Origin of the sequence: Burkholderia ubonensis, assembly GCF_902833085.1 — a bacterium.
Classification (GTDB): domain Bacteria; phylum Pseudomonadota; class Gammaproteobacteria; order Burkholderiales; family Burkholderiaceae; genus Burkholderia; species Burkholderia ubonensis.
Window position 1 is genome coordinate 533,188 of the sequence record NZ_CADFEB010000004.1, and the last position, 16,960, is coordinate 550,147.

The window sequence follows — 16,960 nt, forward strand, 5'->3', positions numbered from 1 at the left end:
CGCTCCATCATGACCGATTCACATCGCAGCGCACTCGAGCAATGGACGTTCGACGCGTGGCCGCCGGCCGTCGCGTCGTTGTTCGACGGCTCGGCGCTCGAGCGCAAGGCCGACGTCGCGGCGTCGCTGATCGTCGCGACCGGCGACGGCCAGTTGCGCACGACGCTCCTGAGCGTCGGCGAGGTCTACGCGCGCGATGCGCGCGTGCTGCTGCTCGCGCTGTGGCCGCAATCGCGCGCGGCGCGCGCGCTCGCGCAACGGCGCACGGCCGCGCTGACGCTCGTGGCCGACGGCGCGTTCTTTCAGGCGCAATTGAAGATCGAGCCGCTCGAAGGCGACTTCGGCGGGCTCGCGGGGTTTGCCGCGACGATTGTGCACGGCGATGCGCAGCGCGTCGGCTATGCGCGTCTCGCGACAGGCGTCACGTTTGCACTGGAGGGGGAGCGCGCCGTGGTGCTCGAGCGCTGGCAATGCCAGGTCGAGCACCTGCGGCGCGCGGCCGCGCGGCTTTAGTGGCCGCGCTGGCCGCTGCGCGACGAACGATTGCGGTTCGCGTGCGCGGCATTGCCGTTGGCCGCCCGCCCGCTACCGCCGCCGCCGCTCGCCGGACGCGGGCCGTTGCCGCCCGCGTTGCCCGGCTTCGCGGCTTTCTGCTGCGCCGCCTTGGGCTGCGACGACTTCGGCGCGCCGTCGCGCTTCGCCGCCGGCTGCTGGCCTGAGCCGCCCGCCCGCGGCGCGCGATTGCCGCCACCGCCACCACCACCGCCACCGCCACCACGCGGTTGCTGCCCGCGGCGCTGCTGGATCGGCTCCGGCTTCGCGTTCGGGTCCGGCTCGAAGCCCGCGATCACTTCCTGCGGAATCTCGCGCTTGATCAGCCGCTCGATGTCGCGCAGCAATTGCTTCTCGTCGACGCACACGAGCGACACCGCTTCACCGGTCGCGCCCGCGCGGCCGGTGCGGCCGATCCGGTGCACGTAGTCTTCCGGCACGTTCGGCAGGTCGAAGTTGACGACGTGCGGCAGCTGGTCGATGTCGATGCCGCGCGCGGCGATGTCGGTCGCGACGAGCACCTGCAGCGTGCTGTTCTTGAATTCCGTCAGCGCGCGTGTGCGTGCCGACTGGCTCTTGTTGCCGTGGATCGCCATCGCACTGATGCCGTCCTTCGTCAGCTGCTCGGCGAGCCGGTTCGCGCCGTGCTTCGTGCGCGTGAACACCAGCACCTGGAACCAGTTGTGCTGGCGGATCAGGTGCGTGAGCAGCTCGCGCTTGCGGTCGCGGTCGACCGGGTGGATCTTCTGCGCGACGGTCTCGGCGGTGGTGTTGCGGCGTGCGACCTCGATCAGCGCCGGCGAGTCGAGCAGGCTGTCGGCGAGCGCCTTGATCTCGTCGGAGAAGGTGGCCGAGAACAGCAGGTTCTGGCGGCGCGGCGGCAGCTTCGCGAGCACGCGCTTGATGTCGTGGATGAAGCCCATGTCGAGCATCCGGTCGGCTTCGTCGAGCACGAGGATGTCGAGCTGCGACAGGTCGATCGTCTTCTGCTGCATGTGATCGAGCAGGCGCCCCGGTGTCGCGACGACGATGTCGACGCCGCGCTTGAGCGCGTCGATCTGCGGATTGATGCTGACGCCGCCGAACATCACGGTCGAGCGCAGCTTCAGGTACTTGCTGTACGCGCGCACGCTTTCCTCGACCTGGGCGGCGAGTTCGCGCGTCGGCGTGAGGATCAGCGCGCGCACCGCGTGCTTCGCGTTGTGGTGTTCGGCGTAGAAGGTGTGCAGGCGCTGCAGGATCGGCAGCGTGAAGCCTGCGGTCTTGCCGGTGCCGGTTTGCGCGCCGGCGAGCAGGTCGCCGCCGCCGAGCACGGCGGGGATCGCCTGCGACTGGATCGGCGTGGGTGATGTGTAGCCGAGCTCGTTGACCGCTTTGACGAGCGGTTCGGCCAGGCCAAGGGATTCAAAAGACATAGATACGACTCTGGAGTTTTATGATCGGCGACGCATCGCGCGGCCAGCGCGGGGATAGCGTCGCAAGAAAAACAAAAAAGAAAAGGGCGCGGCCGCGGTTTCCCGCAGCCGCGCCCCGTTTGCGTCACCCGATACTTAGTCGAGCGGTGCGGAACGCAGATCGCTCACCTGTTGCGGCGAGATCGGCGAACCGTTGTTGCCCCACGACATCCGAATGTACGAAACGACCGCCGCGACTTCCTGGTTCGACAGCGACTGCGCGAACGGCGGCATCCCGTACGGACGCGGATTCTTGAACGTGCTCGGCGGATAGCCGCCATTCAGCACCATGCGGATCGGGTTCACGGCCGATTCCATCGTGATCGAATGGTTCAGCGCGAGCGGCGGATAGGCCGGCGGCTTGCCCTGGCCGTTGTCGGCGTGGCAGGTCGCGCAGTTGTCCGCGTAGATCTTCTTGCCTTGCTCGAGCAGCACGTTGCCGAACTGCTTCGACGGCTCGTACTGCATGTTCTTCGGCGCTTCAGCCTTCTGCGGGATCGACTTCAGGTACGTCGACATCGCGCGCGTATCTTCGTCGCTCATGTACTGCAGGCTGTTGTGGACCACGTCCGCCATCGGGCCGAACACCGCGCCCTTGTGCGACACGCCGGCCTGCAGCAGGTCGGACAGCTCCTGCACGTGCCAGTCGCCGAGGCCGAGTTCCTTGTCGTTCGTCAGCGACGGCGCGTACCAGTTCTGCAGCGGGATCAGGCCGCCCGCGAAGGCCGACGCGCTCACCGGGCCGCCCATCATGTTGATCGACGTATGGCACATCGAGCAGTGGCCGAGGCCTTCGACGAGGTACGCGCCGCGGTTCCATTCGACCGACTTGGTCGGATCCGGCTTGTATTCGCCTTCCTTGAAGAACAGCGTGCGCCAGCCGATCAGCAGGTTGCGGTTGTTGAACGGGAACTTCAGCTCGTGCGGACGGCTCGGCGTCGATACCGGCGCGACCGAGCGCAGGTACGCGAAGATCGCGTCCGAATCCGCGCGCGTGACCTTCGTGTAGCTCGCGAACGGGAAGCCCGGGTACAGCAGGCTGCCGTCCTTCGAGCGGCCCGTGTGCATCGCGCGGTAGAAGTCGTCCGACGTCCACTTGCCGATGCCGGCCTGGTCGTCCGGCGTGATGTTCGGCGTGTACATCGTGCCGAACGGCGTCGCCATCGGCAGGCCGCCCGCGAACGGCTTGCCGCCGCGCACGGTGTGGCACGCGATACAGTCGCCGACGCGCGCGAGGTATTCGCCCTTCTTGATCAGCGCGGCCTGGTCGGCCGGCGTGGCCGCGACGGCAGCGTTGCCGTGCAGCGTGTCGTTGCCCGGCCACAGGACCGGCACGAGAGCCGCTGCCGCGACGATCGCGACAGCCGAGAGTGCAAACAGGGACTTGCGTTTCATTGTGTCTGTCTCCCTAGCCTTATTGCGGTTCGCTGCCGCAGGCAAGCGGAGTCTTCATCGCGCGGGCCGGGGCCGGCACGGGGTTGGCGGGCGCCGGTTGGGCGGCGAGCCATGCGGTCACGGCGGTCACGTCTTCGTCGGAAAGCTTCGCGGCGATATCGTGCATGCAGTCGGGCGCCTTCGCGTGGCGGTTGCCCGAGCGCCATGCGCCGAGCTGCGCGCTCAGGTAGTCGGCGTGCAGGCCGACGAGACCCGGGATCGCCGGCTGCATGCCGGTCAGCGTCGCGCCGTGGCAGGCCACGCAGGCCGGCAGCTTGCGCGACGGATCGCCTTGCGTGACGAGCTGCTTGCCGCGCGCGAGCGTCGCGGCCGGCAGCGTCGGCTTCGCCGGCGCCGGGTACGGCGGACGCTCGGCCGAGAAGTGCGCGGCCATCTCGCGCAGGTAGTCGTCGTTCAGGTACGTCAGCAGATAGTTCATCGGCGGGTACTTGCGACGGCCGTCACGGAAGTTGACGAGCTGGTTGTACAAGTACTCGGCCGGCTTGCCGGCAAGACGCGGGAAGTAATCGTTGTCCGTGCCCTGGCCGTGGACGCCATGGCAGGCCGTACAGCCGCGCACGCGCTCGGCCATCGTATCGGGTGCCTTGAGCGGCGCCTGCTGGGCCTGGGTTTGCTCCGTGGGCTTGGTCTGCGCTTGGGCAGCGCTCATGAGGCCCGCACCGCCGATCATCAGAACGGCGAGCAGCGGACGGAAGACGCGTCTTGAAGACACACGAGACTCCATGTTTATTCGTCGGGGACCTGACCGGGCTACGATCGGCTCGGCATGACGGCAGGACAGCCGGGCTGCTGCGACGCGGCATTCTATCATCGATGGGTAATGACGGCTATTTGACAAATGGTCATCGGTTCGTGCCTGTTTACGACTTGCGACAATTTGACGCGTATCGTAAATGGCCGTCGTGAACCGGCGTGCGTTTTGCCTATCGAAGACCGTACACTCGCGGGTCGCGCGGTGCCGCCTCCGCCGCAGATCGTGTCATTTCACAGTTTCCGGATTCATCGATGACGTTTTCTACCGTGCCGTTGCCTGATTTTCATTACTCGTCCTGTTGGCGCGCCGCAGGCCTGCCGTTGGACGCCGGTCGCCATGGAGGGTGTGCGCGATGAGGATCGACAGCTTGTGGATCGGCCAGGTCGCGCTTGCCGCGCTGATGGACGCGGCGTTCGCGACGGCAGTCGGCTCGGCGCTGCTCAAGGGCTGGCTCGCGAAGGACGGCGCACGGCCCGTCATCGCGCCGTCGCATCCGGCATGGCTGCGCGCGCAACATTCGCTGATGGCCGCCGCGGCCGCGCTGCTGCTCGCGGACCTCGGCTGGCTCGTCTACGAGGCGGCGGCGATGAGCGGCGCGGGGCTCGGCGGCGCGTTCGGCGCGATTCCGACGGTGCTCGCGCAGACCCACGCGGGCTTTGCATGGAGCGTCGCGTTCGGCGGCGCGGTCGTGCTTGCCGTCGTCGCGCTGTCGCGGCCGGAAGGGCCGCTCGCGTATGCGGTGTTGTGGCTGGCGGTGATCGTGATCGCCGCCGGCAAGGCGTCGCTCGGGCACGCGGCCGATACCGGTGCGTTCTCGGCGGCCGTTGCATTGCAGACGCTGCACCTGCTCGTCACCGCCGCGTGGGGCGGGCTCGTGCTCGCGGGCGGGCTCGCGGTGCTGCCCGCGCTCGGCTCGTCGGTCGCGCGCGGCGCACTGATCCGCATCGCGCAGCGGCTGTCGCGGACGTCGATCGTCGCACTCGTGTTCGTGCTCGCCACCGGCGCGCTCAACGCGGCGCGCGGGCTCGGCGGCTCGCTCGCGCCGCTCGACGGCAGCGCGTGGGGCCGCGTGCTGCTGCTGAAGCTGCTGCTGATCGCGCTCGCGCTGGTGCTCGGCGGGCTGAACCGCTTCTCGGCGCTGCCGCGCCTGCGCCGCACCGCGTCGACCGAGGATGCGCACACGTTCCGCAACATCCTGCATCTCGAAGGGCTGACGATGATCGGCGTGTTCATCGCGGCGGCCGTGCTGGCCGCGAGCGTGCCGGGTTTCGCCGCGCTCGGCTAGCGCCGCCGCCGCCGCGTCGAAGCGGCGGGCCGCCGGGCCGGCGCGCGCCGGCCGCCGGCGGGAACGGGTGCGGCGCGTCGCTGCGGCGCGCCGTCACCACTCGGCGACGCTGCCGTCCGCGTGGCGCCACACCGGGTTGCGCCAGCGGTGGCCGGTCTGCGCCATCTCGCGCACCTTCTCCTCGTTGACGTCGATGCCGAGCCCCGGGCCTTGCGGGATCGCGACGAAGCCGTCGTCGTAGCGGAACACCTCGGGGTTGCGCAGATAGTCGAGCAGGTCGTTGCCCTGGTTGTAGTGGATGCCGAGGCTCTGTTCCTGGATGAACGCGTTGTAGCTGACCGCGTCGAGCTGCAGGCACGCGGCGAGCGCGATCGGGCCGAGCGGGCAATGCAGCGCGAGCGCGACGTCGTAGCTCTCGGCGAGCGTCGCGATCTTCCGGCATTCGGTGATGCCGCCCGCGTGCGACGCATCCGGCTGGATGATGTCGACGTAGCCGCCCGCGAGGATGTGCTTGAAATCCCAGCGCGAGTAGAGCCGCTCGCCGAGCGCGATCGGCGTGTCGGTCTGGCTGACGATGTCGCGCAGCGCCTCGGCGTTCTCCGACAGCACCGGCTCCTCGATGAACATCAGCTTGTACGGGTCGAGCTCCTTCGCGAGCACCTTCGCCATCGGCTTGTGCACGCGGCCGTGGAAGTCGACGCCGATGCCGACGTGCGGGCCGACCGCGTCGCGCACCGCCGCGACGTTCGCGATCACCTGTTCGACCTTGTCGTAGGTGTCGACGATCTGCAGCTCCTCCGAGCCGTTCATCTTCACCGCGCGGAAGCCGCGCTCGACGACCGCGCGCGCGTTGTTCGCGACGTCGCTCGGCCGGTCGCCGCCGATCCACGAATACACCTTGATGCGGTCGCGCACCTGGCCGCCGAGCAGCGCGTGCACCGGTGCGCCGTGATGCTTGCCCAAGATGTCCCACAACGCCTGGTCGACGCCCGCGATCGCACTCATCGTGATCGGGCCGCCGCGGTAGAAGCCGGAGCGGTACATCACCTGCCAGTGATCCTCGATCAGCAGCGGGTCCTTGCCGACCAGATAGTCGGCGAGCTCGTGCACGGCCGCCTCGACGGTATGCGCGCGGCCCTCGACAACCGGCTCGCCCCAGCCGACGATGCCCTCGTCGGTCTCGATCTTGAGAAACAGCCAGCGCGGCGGCACGATGAAGGTTTCGAGGCGGGTGATCTTCATGGCGGATGTCTCCTGACGGTAGGCTTTGTGGTAATCCTAGCGCAGGCCGTTAAAAAATAGTATTAATAGCATTATTGCGCAGATAGTGGACAGCCCGGCGTCGACGCGGGCTGTCCGCGTATAGGGAGAGCGATCATCATTCAACGCGACCTGCATGGACAAACGGCGTTCCGGCTTGCGACGGCGATCCTGCGCGGCGACCATCCGCCCGAATCGCTGCTGCCGAGGGAGCCGGAGCTGATGGAGCGGTTCGGCGTGAGCCGCACGGTGCTGCGCGAGGCGCTGCGCACGCTGACGTCGAAGGGGCTCGTCGAATCGCGGCCGAAGGTCGGTACGCGGGTGCGGCCGCGCCGCGCGTGGAACCTGCTCGATGCCGATCTGCTCGACTGGTATTCGCGCGTCGCGCCGCCGCTTTCGTTCGGGCTGAAGCTGCAGGAGATGCGCGAGATGGTCGAGCCGCATGCGGCGGCGCTTGCCGCGCGCGCGTATGCGCCGGAAGCGTTCGAAGCGATCGATGCCGCCGCGCGGGCGATGGCCCACGCGCGCAACGTCGACGAATGGGTGCGCGCCGACCTGCGGTTTCACCTGAGCGTGCTCGAGGCGGGCGGCAACGAGCTGCTGGTGCCGCTCGGCGCGCTGATCGACCGCACGCTCGAGGCGCAGTTGCAACTGAATGCGCGCCGTGCCGACGTGTTCAATGCGTCGCTCGCCGAGCATCTGGCCGTGTGCGACGCGATCCTTGCGCGCGACGCGGAAGGCGCGCGCCGGGCGATGGCGACGCTGCTCGCGATCACGCGCGCGCGGATCGAGTCGAGCTGATCGGGCAAGCCGAACGCGCGGACTCAACGGGCGGTGACCGGTGCGTCCGGGCCGGCCGCTATGCGGCCGCGCAGCCGCCGGGCTTGAGGACGCGCTGCGTCGATGCCGGGTACTTGGCGAGCAGGCTTGCCGGTCGGCGCGGCCGCACGACCAGTTCGCCGCCGCAGTTCGGGCAATGGCCCTTCAGCACCTCGTCGGCGCAGGTCGCGCAAAACGGCTCGCCGCCCGCGTGCACTCAAAAGTACAGATTCGTGCGTCGTTCGAATCGGGCGGCAGGTCCTTGTCGCAGCATTCGCAGCCGGGGCGCAGTTCGAGCATGCCGGTCTCCTTGGTGAGGGTGAGTGTTGGATGGGCGCCGGACGTTGCGGGTGCGCCGGCGGAAGGCTACTGTAAGGGCATCGATGCAGTTTGACCAACGTCCGCCGATGCGGCATCGCAGCGAGCGGACCACAGGAGACGACCATGCTTTACCGAGGAAGCTGCCATTGCGGCGACGTGCAATTCGAGGTGGACGGCGAGCTGACGGGCGTGATGGCGTGCAATTGCTCGATCTGCCGGCGCAAGGGCGCGCTGATGTGGTTCGTGCCGCGCGCGAGCCTGTACCTGCTGACGCCGGAAGAGAATCTGGCCAGCTACACGTTCAACAAGCACGTGATCCAGCATCGCTTCTGCAAGCGCTGCGGGATTCATCCGTTCGGCGAGGGCGCCGATCCGAAGGGAAACCGGATGGCGGCGATCAACGTGCGCTGCCTCGACGACGTCGACATCGACGCGCTGCCGGTCACGCATTACGACGGCCGCTCGCACTGACGGCGCGCGGCAGCGGCGCGCTCCCGGATCATGACGGAGTCGCGCCGCCGGCAGCCGGCGCGGCCACCTCGGCCTGCGGGCCGACCGCGGCCGGCCGCTCGATCAGCGGCGCGAGCGCCGGCGCCATCGATTTCAGCAACTGCACGGCCATCGCGCTCGTGAAGTCGTAGCGCGCCGCGTACGGCTCGTGCGCGGTCGCCGTCAGCACGCCGAAGAAACGGTCGCCGAGCACGAACACGAACGTGCCGCTGCGGTTCACCTTGCGCGACTCGATCAGCCGCGCGCCGCGCGCGTAGACGTTGAAGCGCTGGTCGCCGGTGCCGGTCTTGCCGTACACCTCGAGCGTCTTGCCGTTGGGCAGCGTCATCCCGTCGGCGAGCCGCCTGCCGGTGCCGGTGAGCACGACGTCGCGCAGCAGCTGGTGCACGACGCCGACGACTTCCGGCGACAGCGTCGGCTGCGGCTGCGCGGCCGCCCGCACGAAGCGCGTCTCGTACGGCGTGCCCTTCGCGAAGTCGAGCCGCGTGATCGTCTCGGTCGGCGCCTTGTCGCCGCCGTTCGCGATCAGCCCGATCAGCTTCGCGAGCGCGTCCGGCTGGTCGCCCGATGCACCGATCGCGGCCGCGTACGACGGCGTGACTTCCGCGAACGGATAGCCGAGCGCGCGCCACGACTTGCTGATCGCCGCGTACGCGCGCAGTTCCACCATGCGGCGGATTCGCCGGTCCTGCGTGCCGTGATAGCGCGTCTTGTACAGCCACGTGTAGGTGTAGTAGCGCGCGTCGCGGCTCGCCTGCTCGACGTCGCCGAGCGATGCGTCCGGATGCGCGCGCAGGTAGTTGAGCGTCCACAGCGCGAGCGGGTGCACGCTTGCGATGTAGCCGCGGTCGTTCAGGTTGAAGCGGTCGATCGCGTACTTCGCATAGAGCGCCGCGAGATCGTCGTCGGACAGCGTCGCCGCCGGCGTGCGCTTCAGTTGCGCGCGCATCTGCGCATCGAACCACGCGAGCGATTCGTTCGGCGCGACGCTGCGCAGCACGGTCGCGATCTTCGGCGGCGACTTGCGCACGTCCTTCAGCATCAGCGCGAGCGCGTCGTCCGCGGGCTTGCCCGCGTAGCGCGTGTAGAAGCGCTTCACGTAGACCTTGCTTTCGCCGTCGACGAACTGCTGCAGATAATGCTTGCGCTGCTCGGGATCGTCGAGCCACGACGACGACGGCCCGGACGTCTGGATCATCTCGTAGTGGACGATGTCGCGCATCAGCCGCACGAACACGAGGTTGACCGAGTGCGCGAAGGCCTGGTGCAGCGTCAGGATGCGATGGTTGTCGGACTTCTCGAAGTTGCTGAACACCTGCGCGCCGCCGCCCGTATAGAACACGTCGGGGCTCGCTGAATACTTGCGCTCGACGGCCGCGTCGAGCATCGCCTGCAGCGAGCGGTCCTGCGTGCGGGACAGGTAGTCGAGCGCCCACAGCGACAGGCCGTCCATCGGGTCGGGCTTCACGCGCGCGAGCTCGGCCTTCGACAGCGCTCCGTAGCGCGCATGCAGGTCGGAGACGATCTGCAGGTACGTGACGATCGTGCGCAGCTTCGCGGTCGAGCCGAGGTTGATGCGCCCGCCGCGGTTGATGTCGAACGGCTCGTTCACGCTGTCGGTCTGCACGCGCAGCACGTTCGCGCCGTTGCGCCGCTCGTACAGCGTGAAGCTGTACGTGAGGTGCGACGGGTCGTCCTTCGGCGCGAGCATCTCGTAGCCGTACAGGCCGGCGGCCTGCGCGCCTTCGCGCGTCGACGCCTTCGCGAGCCGCTCGGCGACCGCCTGCTGCACGCCGTTGTCGAGCGTGCTCGTCGCTTCCAGGTCGAACTGGTCGAGCTGGTACACGTCGCTGATGCCGAGCGCGGTGAGCAGCGACGCGCGCGCCGACATGATGGCCTTGCGCGAGATGAACGACTGCACGCGCGCCGCCTGCGGCGGCTGCGCGCGCTCGATGTGCGCGGCGAGCGCGGCGTCGCGCAGCGTGGGCGAGATCACGCCGCCGCCGGCGAGCAGCCGCAGGTAGCTGTCGGTCAGCCGCTGCAGCGCCGGGTAGCCGCTGTTCAGGAAGTACGACGGCGCGCGCTGCGCGATCATCAGCGACAGCACCTCGCGGAACGCGACGCCTTGCTGGTCGACGTTCTCGGCCGTCGTCGGCGCGGCGAGGACGCGGTTCAGTTCATTGAAGTCGCGGCCGTACCACGCGGCGAGACCGTCGCCGATGCCGGTGATTTCGCCGATGTGCGGCCGTGCCGCGAGCGGCACCGAATTCAGGTATCGGACCACGATCGTGCGGCGCGCGAGCATCGTCTGCGGGCCGTTCAGGTACGCGAGCACCGACGCGGACGCGATCTGCCGCAGCTTCTCGGGCGGCGTCGCGGTGCGTCCGTCCGGCGAGTGGCGGAACTTCTCGATCTGGGTCGCGAGCGTGCTGCCGCCCGGCCGCGCCTGGTGCCGGTTGACGACGTGCAGGCCCTGGTCGGCGATTGCGCGGGCGAAGCGGCCCCAGTCGATCGCCGGGTTGCGGTTCGGCTGGCTCGGATCGAGCAGGTAGCGGTCCTCGATGAACAGCAGCGAATCGACGACGACGCGCGGGATCGCGTCGAAGTCGCGATAGACGCGCTGCGGGAACGCGGTTGCGAACAGCGGCGCGCCCGTCGAATCGAACAGCATCAGGCCGGCCTGGTCCTTCTCGTCATAGGGCAGGAACAGGCCGCGATCGGCGAGCGCCATCATCCGCTCGGAGTCGCGCGCCTGCTTGCTGACGACGAAGCCGCGCGCGAGCAGCCGCTGCTGGAACGCCGGAATCATTGCATAGCCGAGCCGCTCGTCGTACGGGCCGTTGGCGGGAAACCGCACGTGGTCGCTCGCGCCCGCCTCGACCGCGTAGCCGACGTCGCGGGTCAGCTCGGACAGGTAGCGGGCCTGCAGCCGGGAGGTCTCGATTTCGACCATGACCAGCCGGGCGATGATCGCGACCGCGACCAGCATCGCGGCGATCAGCGACCATTTGATCCACGTCCAGACCGACGCGATGCCGGTCACACGCGGCAGGATTCGATTCAGCGGCCGATTCATAGCGGCGTCTCCCTGCGGGGCGGGCTCCGGCCGCACCCCATTAAGGATTAGTTTAGTCGTCAACCGCGTGCTGCCAAGGAAGGTTCTGTCCGGAGATGCGCGGAAGCAACGCGCGTGCCGGCGCGGTGCACGCGGATGGGGCTGCACGCGCCGCGGTGCACCGGTGCAGCGCATGCGGCGCACATTCCGTACCCGTAATGCGCGTTTTCGGCCGCCCGTATTCGAAATACGCATGACGGTTGGTGCGCCGAAATTGGCTGACTACCCTGCGCGCCAGTTCGTCCGGCACGACCTGCGTCCAAATGGGGCCCGATGGGGTCTGTTATGATGCGCGCCGCGGGGCGCCCGGACCCGCCCAGGACGCCGTCGCGCGCCTGCCTTTCAGACATCCTCAAAGCTTGCCCGGGCATCGGGATTCGTTATGCAAAAGAAACGCAACATTACTTCATATATCGTGATTGCGATGGTCCTCGGGATCGCGGTCGGTTACGGCTGCCACAGCGCGTTTCCCGACCCGAATGTCACCAAGGAGATCGCCGGCTACGTCTCGCTGCTGTCCGACGTGTTCCTGCGCCTGATCAAGATGATCATCGCGCCGCTCGTGTTCGCGACGCTGACCGTCGGCATCGCGCACATGGGCGACACGAGCTCGGTCGGCCGGGTCGGCGTGAAGGCGCTCGGCTGGTTCGTCATCGCGTCGTTCGTGTCGCTGCTGTTCGGCCTGGTGACCGCGACGCTGCTGCAGCCGGGCAGCCATCTGAGCCTGCCGCTGCCGGCCACCGACGCGGCCACCAACCTGAAGACCGGCGCGTTCACGCTGAAGGACTTCGTCACGCACCTGGTGCCGAAGTCGATCGGTGAAGCGATGTCGAACAACGAGATCCTGCAGATCGTCGTGTTCTCGATCTTCTTCGGCACCGCGCTGTCCGCGCTCGGCGAGAAGGGCCGGCGCCTGACCGGCGTGATCGAGGATCTCGCGCATGTGATGCTGAAAGTTACCGGCGCGGTGATGTGGTTCGCGCCGATCGCCGTGTTCGCGGCGCTCGCGTCGACGATCACGACGCAGGGCCTCGGCATCCTGCTGACGTTCGCGAAGTTCATGGGCAGCTTCTACCTCGCGCTCGCGCTGCTGTGGGGCATGCTGACGCTCGCGGGCCTCGTGTTCCTCGGCAAGCGCACGTTCTCGCTGATCCGCCTGATTCGCGAGCCGTTCCTGCTGTCGTTCGCGACCGCCAGCTCGGAAGCCGCGTATCCGAAGCTGCTCGACGCGCTCGACCGGTTCGGCGTGAACCGCAAGATCTCGAGCTTCGTGCTGCCGATGGGCTATTCGTTCAACCTCGACGGCTCGATGATGTACTGCACGTTCGCGGTGCTGTTCATCACGCAGGCGTACGGCATCCATCTGCCGCTCGGCACGCAGCTGACGATGCTGCTGCTGCTGATGCTGACGTCGAAGGGGATGGCGGGCGTGCCGCGCGCGTCGCTCGTCGTGATCGCCGCGACGCTCAACCAGTTCAACCTGCCGGAAGCGGGGCTGCTGCTGATCATGGGCGTCGACACGTTCCTCGACATGGGCCGCTCGGCGACCAACGCGGTCGGCAACTCGATCGCCGCAGCCGTGATCGCGAAGTGGGAAGGGCAGCTCGGCGACGAGAACGACGGGACCAGCGTGACTGGCGCCGCGGATGCAGGCGCGACGCTCGAGGCACACGAAGTGCGCGAGCGCGCGTGATGTGCACATGACGCTCGCGTGATGCGCGTCCGGCCGCCCGTTGTGGCGGCCGTTTTTTTTATGCGAGCGTTTCGTGCGTCCACCGGCGAGACCCCGCTGCGCGTCGTCATGCAGCGGCGCGTCAAGCGCGCGGCTTCGCGGATCAGGCGCATATGACCACGTGCTTTCGCCGGATCGTCGGCAATACGCCCGCACGGATCGGGCGCGAGCGCGGCTGAGCGGTTCACGGCGCTGGATAGGCGCCGGATAGGCGGCGGCCCCGGCTACGGGTATCGTGGCGGTTGCGGGCATCGTCCATGATCACCGCGTGTCCGCCGGGGCGGCGTCGTCCGACGTGGCCGTCCGGCGCGGCTTCCTGTACCGACCGGAGTCCCGACCATATGAACGTGATTGCTGTTGCCTGTACCGCCGTGCTCGGCCTGCTGCTGTTCGGGCTGGGTCTTGCCGTCTCCGTCACGCGGTTTCGCGCGACGACCGGGTCCGGATGCGCGGAGGATCCGACCAATGTGCTGCACAAGATTGTGCGCGCACACGGCAACACCGCCGAATACGTCCCGTTCCTCGCGGTGCTGTTTCTCTACTTCGGCGCGCACCAGCCGTCGGGCGCGATCCTGTCGCTGATCGTCGCCGCGACCGTCTGCCGATGCCTGCTCGTGATCGGTCTGCTCGCGTGGCCGACGATGTCGAAGCCGAATCCCGCGCGGTTCGTCGGCGCGCTCGGCACGTATCTTTGCGGCGCGGCGCTTTGCATCGGGCTATTCCTGTGAGAGAGGGCGCGTGGCGCAAGTGCCGGTTCGGGGGCGCCGCGGTGATATCCTCACGCCACGCCCGCAACCGACGGGCGAACACTGAGCGCCGGGCGGCGCCTCCGAGGGAAGAACCCACATCATGAGCCGCAAATTCATTCTGAAAGGCGACACCACCGACCATGGCGGCGTCGTGCTCGACGGCATCGCCGAATCGTCGTTCGACGGCCGGCCGCTGGCCTATCTCGGCGCGCCGGTATTCTGCGCGGCGTGCAAGACGCAAGGCGTGATCGTGTCCGACGGCGGCGCGCGCGCGATGACCCTGATGGGCAAGGTCGTCGCGCTCGAGCACGACCTGTGCCAGTGCCAGTGTTCGCCGTTGCCGAAACTCGTCCCGTCGCAGGGAACAGGGACGATCTCGGGGTGAGCGCCTCCCCCGGCGCAGGCGCGTTGCGTCAGGCCGGAATATCGGGCTCGCTGCCCCATACGACGGACGCGACGCGGTGCAGTTTCGCGATGCCCGTCCGATTGGCGGCGGAGAACGGCGTGCCGGCCGCCACGCTGTCGGTCGAGCGATAGACGAGCCGGTCGCCGGCGATGGTGCCGACGTAGCGGCCGTTCTTGCCGAAGACCCTGCGGCCGCTGATGCGTCCGACGACCTGTCCCGTGCGGCTGAATACGATCTGGCCGCCGACCTGCAGCGGTTTGCCTTCCTTGGTGTAGAGATTCATGTGCGGGTCCCGTGTGTTCGACAGCGCGACAGTCTACCAAGATCGCTGCGACCGGATGCGGGGGATACCGCGCCGCGGCGGCGCGGGCGTCTAGATGCTGCCTTCGGTTTCGACGACGAGAATGCGGGCTTCGCCGAGCGGATGCGCGACGTGCTCGGTGCCGGCCGGCGCGTGGAGTACGTCGCCGGTCGCGAGCATCACCGAACGTTCGACGCCCGCTTCCCGATAGCGCATCTCGACGCGCCCGTCGAGCACGGCGAACACTTCGTCGCCGTCGTTGACGTGCCACCGATAGGGTTGGTCGGTCCAGTGCAGGCGGACCGTGATGCCGCGCAGGTTGGCGACGTCCAGCGCGCCCCAGGCGCGATCCGCGGTAAACGCGGCGCTGCGGAAGACGTTCATGGTCGGGATTCGCTCCGTCATCGATCCATTGCGGCGACGGCCTGCTCGATCGCCTGCCGGCGTCGGGCGAGGTTGGCGGCCGAGCGTTCGCGCACCAGTGTGACGACGCCGGCCGGCGCGGTATCGGGCGAGCCTGCGTCGAACGGCGGCGCGGGCGCATATTCGAGCTCCAGCTGAATCGCCTGCGCCTCCTCGTCGCCGGCCAGTTCGGCGGCGATCGTCAGCGCGAAGTCGATGCCGGCGGTCACGCCGCCGCCCGTGATCAGGTTGCCGTCGCGCACTACGCGCTCGCGGACCGGCACCGCGCCGAGCGGTTCGAGCAGCGCATGGAACGCCCAGTGCGTGGTCGCGCGGCGCCCGCGCAGCAGTCCGGCCGCGCCGAGCAGCAGCGCGCCGGTGCAGACCGACGTCACGTAGCGGGCGGTTGCGGACCGTTCGCGCACGAAGTCGATCGTCTCCCGATCGGACAACAGCTCGTTGATGCCGGTGCCGCCCGGAATGCAGATGACGTCGAGCGGCGGACAGTCGGCGAACGTGTGGCCCGGCGTCAGCGCGAGCCCGCTGCTCGATGCGACCGGCTCGCGCGTCTTCCATACCAGGTGCACCGCCGCGTCCGGCAGCGACGCGAGTACGTCGTGCGGGCCGGTGAGATCGAGCTGCTGAACGCCCGGAAACACGAGAAAGCCGATATGCAGAGTCATGTGGATACCCCGAGGGATTGTGCGGAACGCCGTTGTCGACGCGTGATGGACAGATCGATTCTAGGCGGGTAGTGTTTGGCGAAATTGCCATCTCCCCCACGTTTTCCGCCAATCGACATGCCTACCGTTCCGCGCTCGATCTTCGTGCTGGCGTTCCCCGGCGCGCAACTGCTCGACGTGACCGGGCCGCTGCAGGTGTTCGCGTCCGTCAACGAGCTCGCGCTCGAGCGCGGGCAGGCTGCGCCATATGCGCCGCGCGTCGTGGCTGCCGACGCGGGGCCGGTCGCGACCTCGTCGGGCCTCGTCGTGATCGCCGATTCGCTGCGTTCGGCCGGCGGGCATCCCGATACGGTGATCGTCGCGGGCGGCAAGGGCGTGCACGCGGCGTCGCGGGACGCGCGGCTGATCCGCTGGGTCCGGCGGCAGGCCGAGCGGTCGCGACGGGTCGCGTCGGTCTGCACGGGGGCGTTCCTGCTGGCCGAAGCCGGCCTGCTCGACGGACGCCGCGCGGTTACCCACTGGACGCGCTGCGACGAGCTCGCGGCGCGCTATCCGCGCATCCGCGTCGAAGCGGATCCGATCTTCATTCGCGAGGGCGCGCTGTGGACCTCGGCCGGCGTGACGGCCGGCATCGATCTCGCGCTTGCGCTCGTCGAGGAGGATCTCGGGCGCACGATCGCGCTCGACGCCGCGCGCGAGCTCGTCGTGTTCCTGAAGCGTCCGGGCGGGCAGGCCCAATTCAGCGCGACGCTGTCGATGCAGCAGACCGGCGACCGGTTCGCCGAACTGCATGCGTGGATCGCGGAGCACCTTGCCGCGGACCTGTCCGTGCCGGTGCTCGCCGAGCGCGCGCGGATGAGCGAGCGCAGCTTCGTGCGGCACTACCGCGCCGAGACCGGGCGCACGCCTGCCCGCGCGGTCGAGCAGATCCGGATCGAGACCGCGCAGCGCCTGCTCGGCGACACGTCGTGGCCCGTCAAGCGGATTGCCGATCGCTGCGGGTTCGGCTCCGAGGAGACGTTGCGGCGCAGCTTCGTGCGCGTGCTGGGCGTCACGCCGCAGGGATATCGGGAACGGTTTGCCGGTTGAGCGCCGCGTGCCGCGTGTGTGCATCGAATCGGTGCGTGCGGCTGGTTGAATTCGCGTCGTTTTCCACTGCGAA

At 68.6% G+C, this 16,960-nt stretch carries 16 protein-coding genes and 1 pseudogene; 8 read left to right on the top strand and 9 right to left on the bottom strand.

The window, feature by feature from the left end:
- The first annotated feature begins 9 nt into the window (after positions 1-9).
- Positions 10-513, top strand: coding sequence for a hypothetical protein (locus HWX31_RS13705; protein WP_174965605.1), 504 nt, complete (start codon positions 10-12; stop codon positions 511-513).
- On the opposite strand, the gene HWX31_RS13710 is transcribed toward HWX31_RS13705, so the two are convergent.
- The 3 genes from HWX31_RS13710 to HWX31_RS13720 form a co-directional block, all read right to left on the bottom strand.
- Positions 510-1,967 carry a DEAD/DEAH box helicase gene (locus HWX31_RS13710; RefSeq protein WP_174965604.1) on the bottom strand — a complete coding sequence of 486 codons (1,458 nt, stop codon included), beginning with the start codon at positions 1,965-1,967 and terminating at the stop codon, positions 510-512. The genes HWX31_RS13705 and HWX31_RS13710 overlap by 4 nt on opposite strands.
- 135 nt (positions 1,968-2,102) lie before the next feature.
- Positions 2,103-3,401, bottom strand: a complete 1,299-nt coding sequence (locus HWX31_RS13715; RefSeq protein ID WP_059612018.1) for a c-type cytochrome — start codon at positions 3,399-3,401, stop codon at positions 2,103-2,105.
- Between the two features lie 19 nt (positions 3,402-3,420).
- A complete protein-coding gene (locus HWX31_RS13720) occupies positions 3,421-4,185 on the bottom strand; it encodes a c-type cytochrome (RefSeq protein ID WP_042586242.1) in 765 nt (254 codons plus the stop codon).
- Between the two features lie 382 nt (positions 4,186-4,567).
- Here HWX31_RS13720 and HWX31_RS13725 point away from each other — a divergent pair, with 382 nt between their 5' ends.
- Entirely contained in the window at positions 4,568-5,500 is a 933-nt protein-coding gene (locus tag HWX31_RS13725; RefSeq protein ID WP_174965603.1) for a CopD family protein, read from the top strand.
- Positions 5,501-5,593: 93 nt separating this feature from the next.
- Here the strand turns inward: HWX31_RS13725 and dgoD are convergent, their stop codons facing one another.
- Positions 5,594-6,742 carry a galactonate dehydratase gene (gene dgoD / locus HWX31_RS13730; protein ID WP_174963743.1) on the bottom strand — a complete coding sequence of 383 codons (1,149 nt, stop codon included), beginning with the start codon at positions 6,740-6,742 and terminating at the stop codon, positions 5,594-5,596.
- 135 nt (positions 6,743-6,877) lie between these two features.
- Between dgoD and HWX31_RS13735 the strand changes: the two genes are divergently transcribed.
- Entirely contained in the window at positions 6,878-7,561 is a 684-nt protein-coding gene (locus HWX31_RS13735; protein ID WP_174963790.1) for a FadR/GntR family transcriptional regulator, read from the top strand.
- Positions 7,562-7,619: 58 nt separating this feature from the next.
- Here HWX31_RS13735 and HWX31_RS13740 read toward each other — a convergent pair.
- A pseudogene (locus tag HWX31_RS13740) lies at positions 7,620-7,879 on the bottom strand (DUF1272 domain-containing protein).
- Between the two features lie 144 nt (positions 7,880-8,023).
- Here HWX31_RS13740 and HWX31_RS13745 point away from each other — a divergent pair.
- Complete coding sequence (locus tag HWX31_RS13745; protein WP_059612011.1) at positions 8,024-8,371, top strand: GFA family protein; 348 nt, start codon at positions 8,024-8,026, stop codon at positions 8,369-8,371.
- 28 nt (positions 8,372-8,399) lie between these two features.
- Here HWX31_RS13745 and HWX31_RS13750 read toward each other — a convergent pair whose 3' ends face one another.
- A complete protein-coding gene (locus HWX31_RS13750; RefSeq protein ID WP_174963744.1) occupies positions 8,400-11,486 on the bottom strand; it encodes a biosynthetic peptidoglycan transglycosylase in 3,087 nt (1,028 codons plus the stop codon).
- A 421-nt stretch (positions 11,487-11,907) separates the two neighbouring features.
- On the opposite strand from HWX31_RS13750, the gene HWX31_RS13755 reads away from it, so the two are divergent.
- The 3 genes from HWX31_RS13755 (at position 11,908) to HWX31_RS13765 (ending at position 14,391) form a co-directional block, all read left to right on the top strand.
- Positions 11,908-13,218, top strand: a complete 1,311-nt coding sequence (locus HWX31_RS13755; RefSeq protein WP_174963745.1) for a dicarboxylate/amino acid:cation symporter — start codon at positions 11,908-11,910, stop codon at positions 13,216-13,218.
- 380 nt (positions 13,219-13,598) lie between these two features.
- Positions 13,599-13,985 carry an MAPEG family protein gene (locus HWX31_RS13760; protein WP_174963746.1) on the top strand — a complete coding sequence of 129 codons (387 nt, stop codon included), beginning with the start codon at positions 13,599-13,601 and terminating at the stop codon, positions 13,983-13,985.
- A gap of 121 nt (positions 13,986-14,106) precedes the next feature.
- Positions 14,107-14,391, top strand: a complete 285-nt coding sequence (locus HWX31_RS13765) for a PAAR domain-containing protein (RefSeq protein ID WP_059612003.1) — start codon at positions 14,107-14,109, stop codon at positions 14,389-14,391.
- Between the two features lie 28 nt (positions 14,392-14,419).
- On the opposite strand, the gene HWX31_RS13770 is transcribed toward HWX31_RS13765, so the two are convergent.
- The 3 genes from HWX31_RS13770 to HWX31_RS13780 all read right to left on the bottom strand — a co-directional run bounded on the left by HWX31_RS13770 (position 14,420) and on the right by HWX31_RS13780 (position 15,798).
- On the bottom strand, positions 14,420-14,695 hold the full coding sequence (locus HWX31_RS13770; RefSeq protein WP_059526695.1) for a hypothetical protein: 276 nt from the start codon (positions 14,693-14,695) through the stop codon (positions 14,420-14,422).
- A 90-nt stretch (positions 14,696-14,785) separates the two neighbouring features.
- Entirely contained in the window at positions 14,786-15,097 is a 312-nt protein-coding gene (locus tag HWX31_RS13775) for a cupin domain-containing protein (protein ID WP_174963747.1), read from the bottom strand.
- A 17-nt stretch (positions 15,098-15,114) separates the two neighbouring features.
- A complete protein-coding gene (locus HWX31_RS13780; protein WP_174963748.1) occupies positions 15,115-15,798 on the bottom strand; it encodes a DJ-1/PfpI family protein in 684 nt (227 codons plus the stop codon).
- 117 nt (positions 15,799-15,915) lie between these two features.
- Here HWX31_RS13780 and HWX31_RS13785 point away from each other — a divergent pair, with 117 nt between their 5' ends.
- Entirely contained in the window at positions 15,916-16,887 is a 972-nt protein-coding gene (locus tag HWX31_RS13785) for a GlxA family transcriptional regulator (protein WP_059756433.1), read from the top strand.
- Positions 16,888-16,960: the final 73 nt, after the last annotated feature.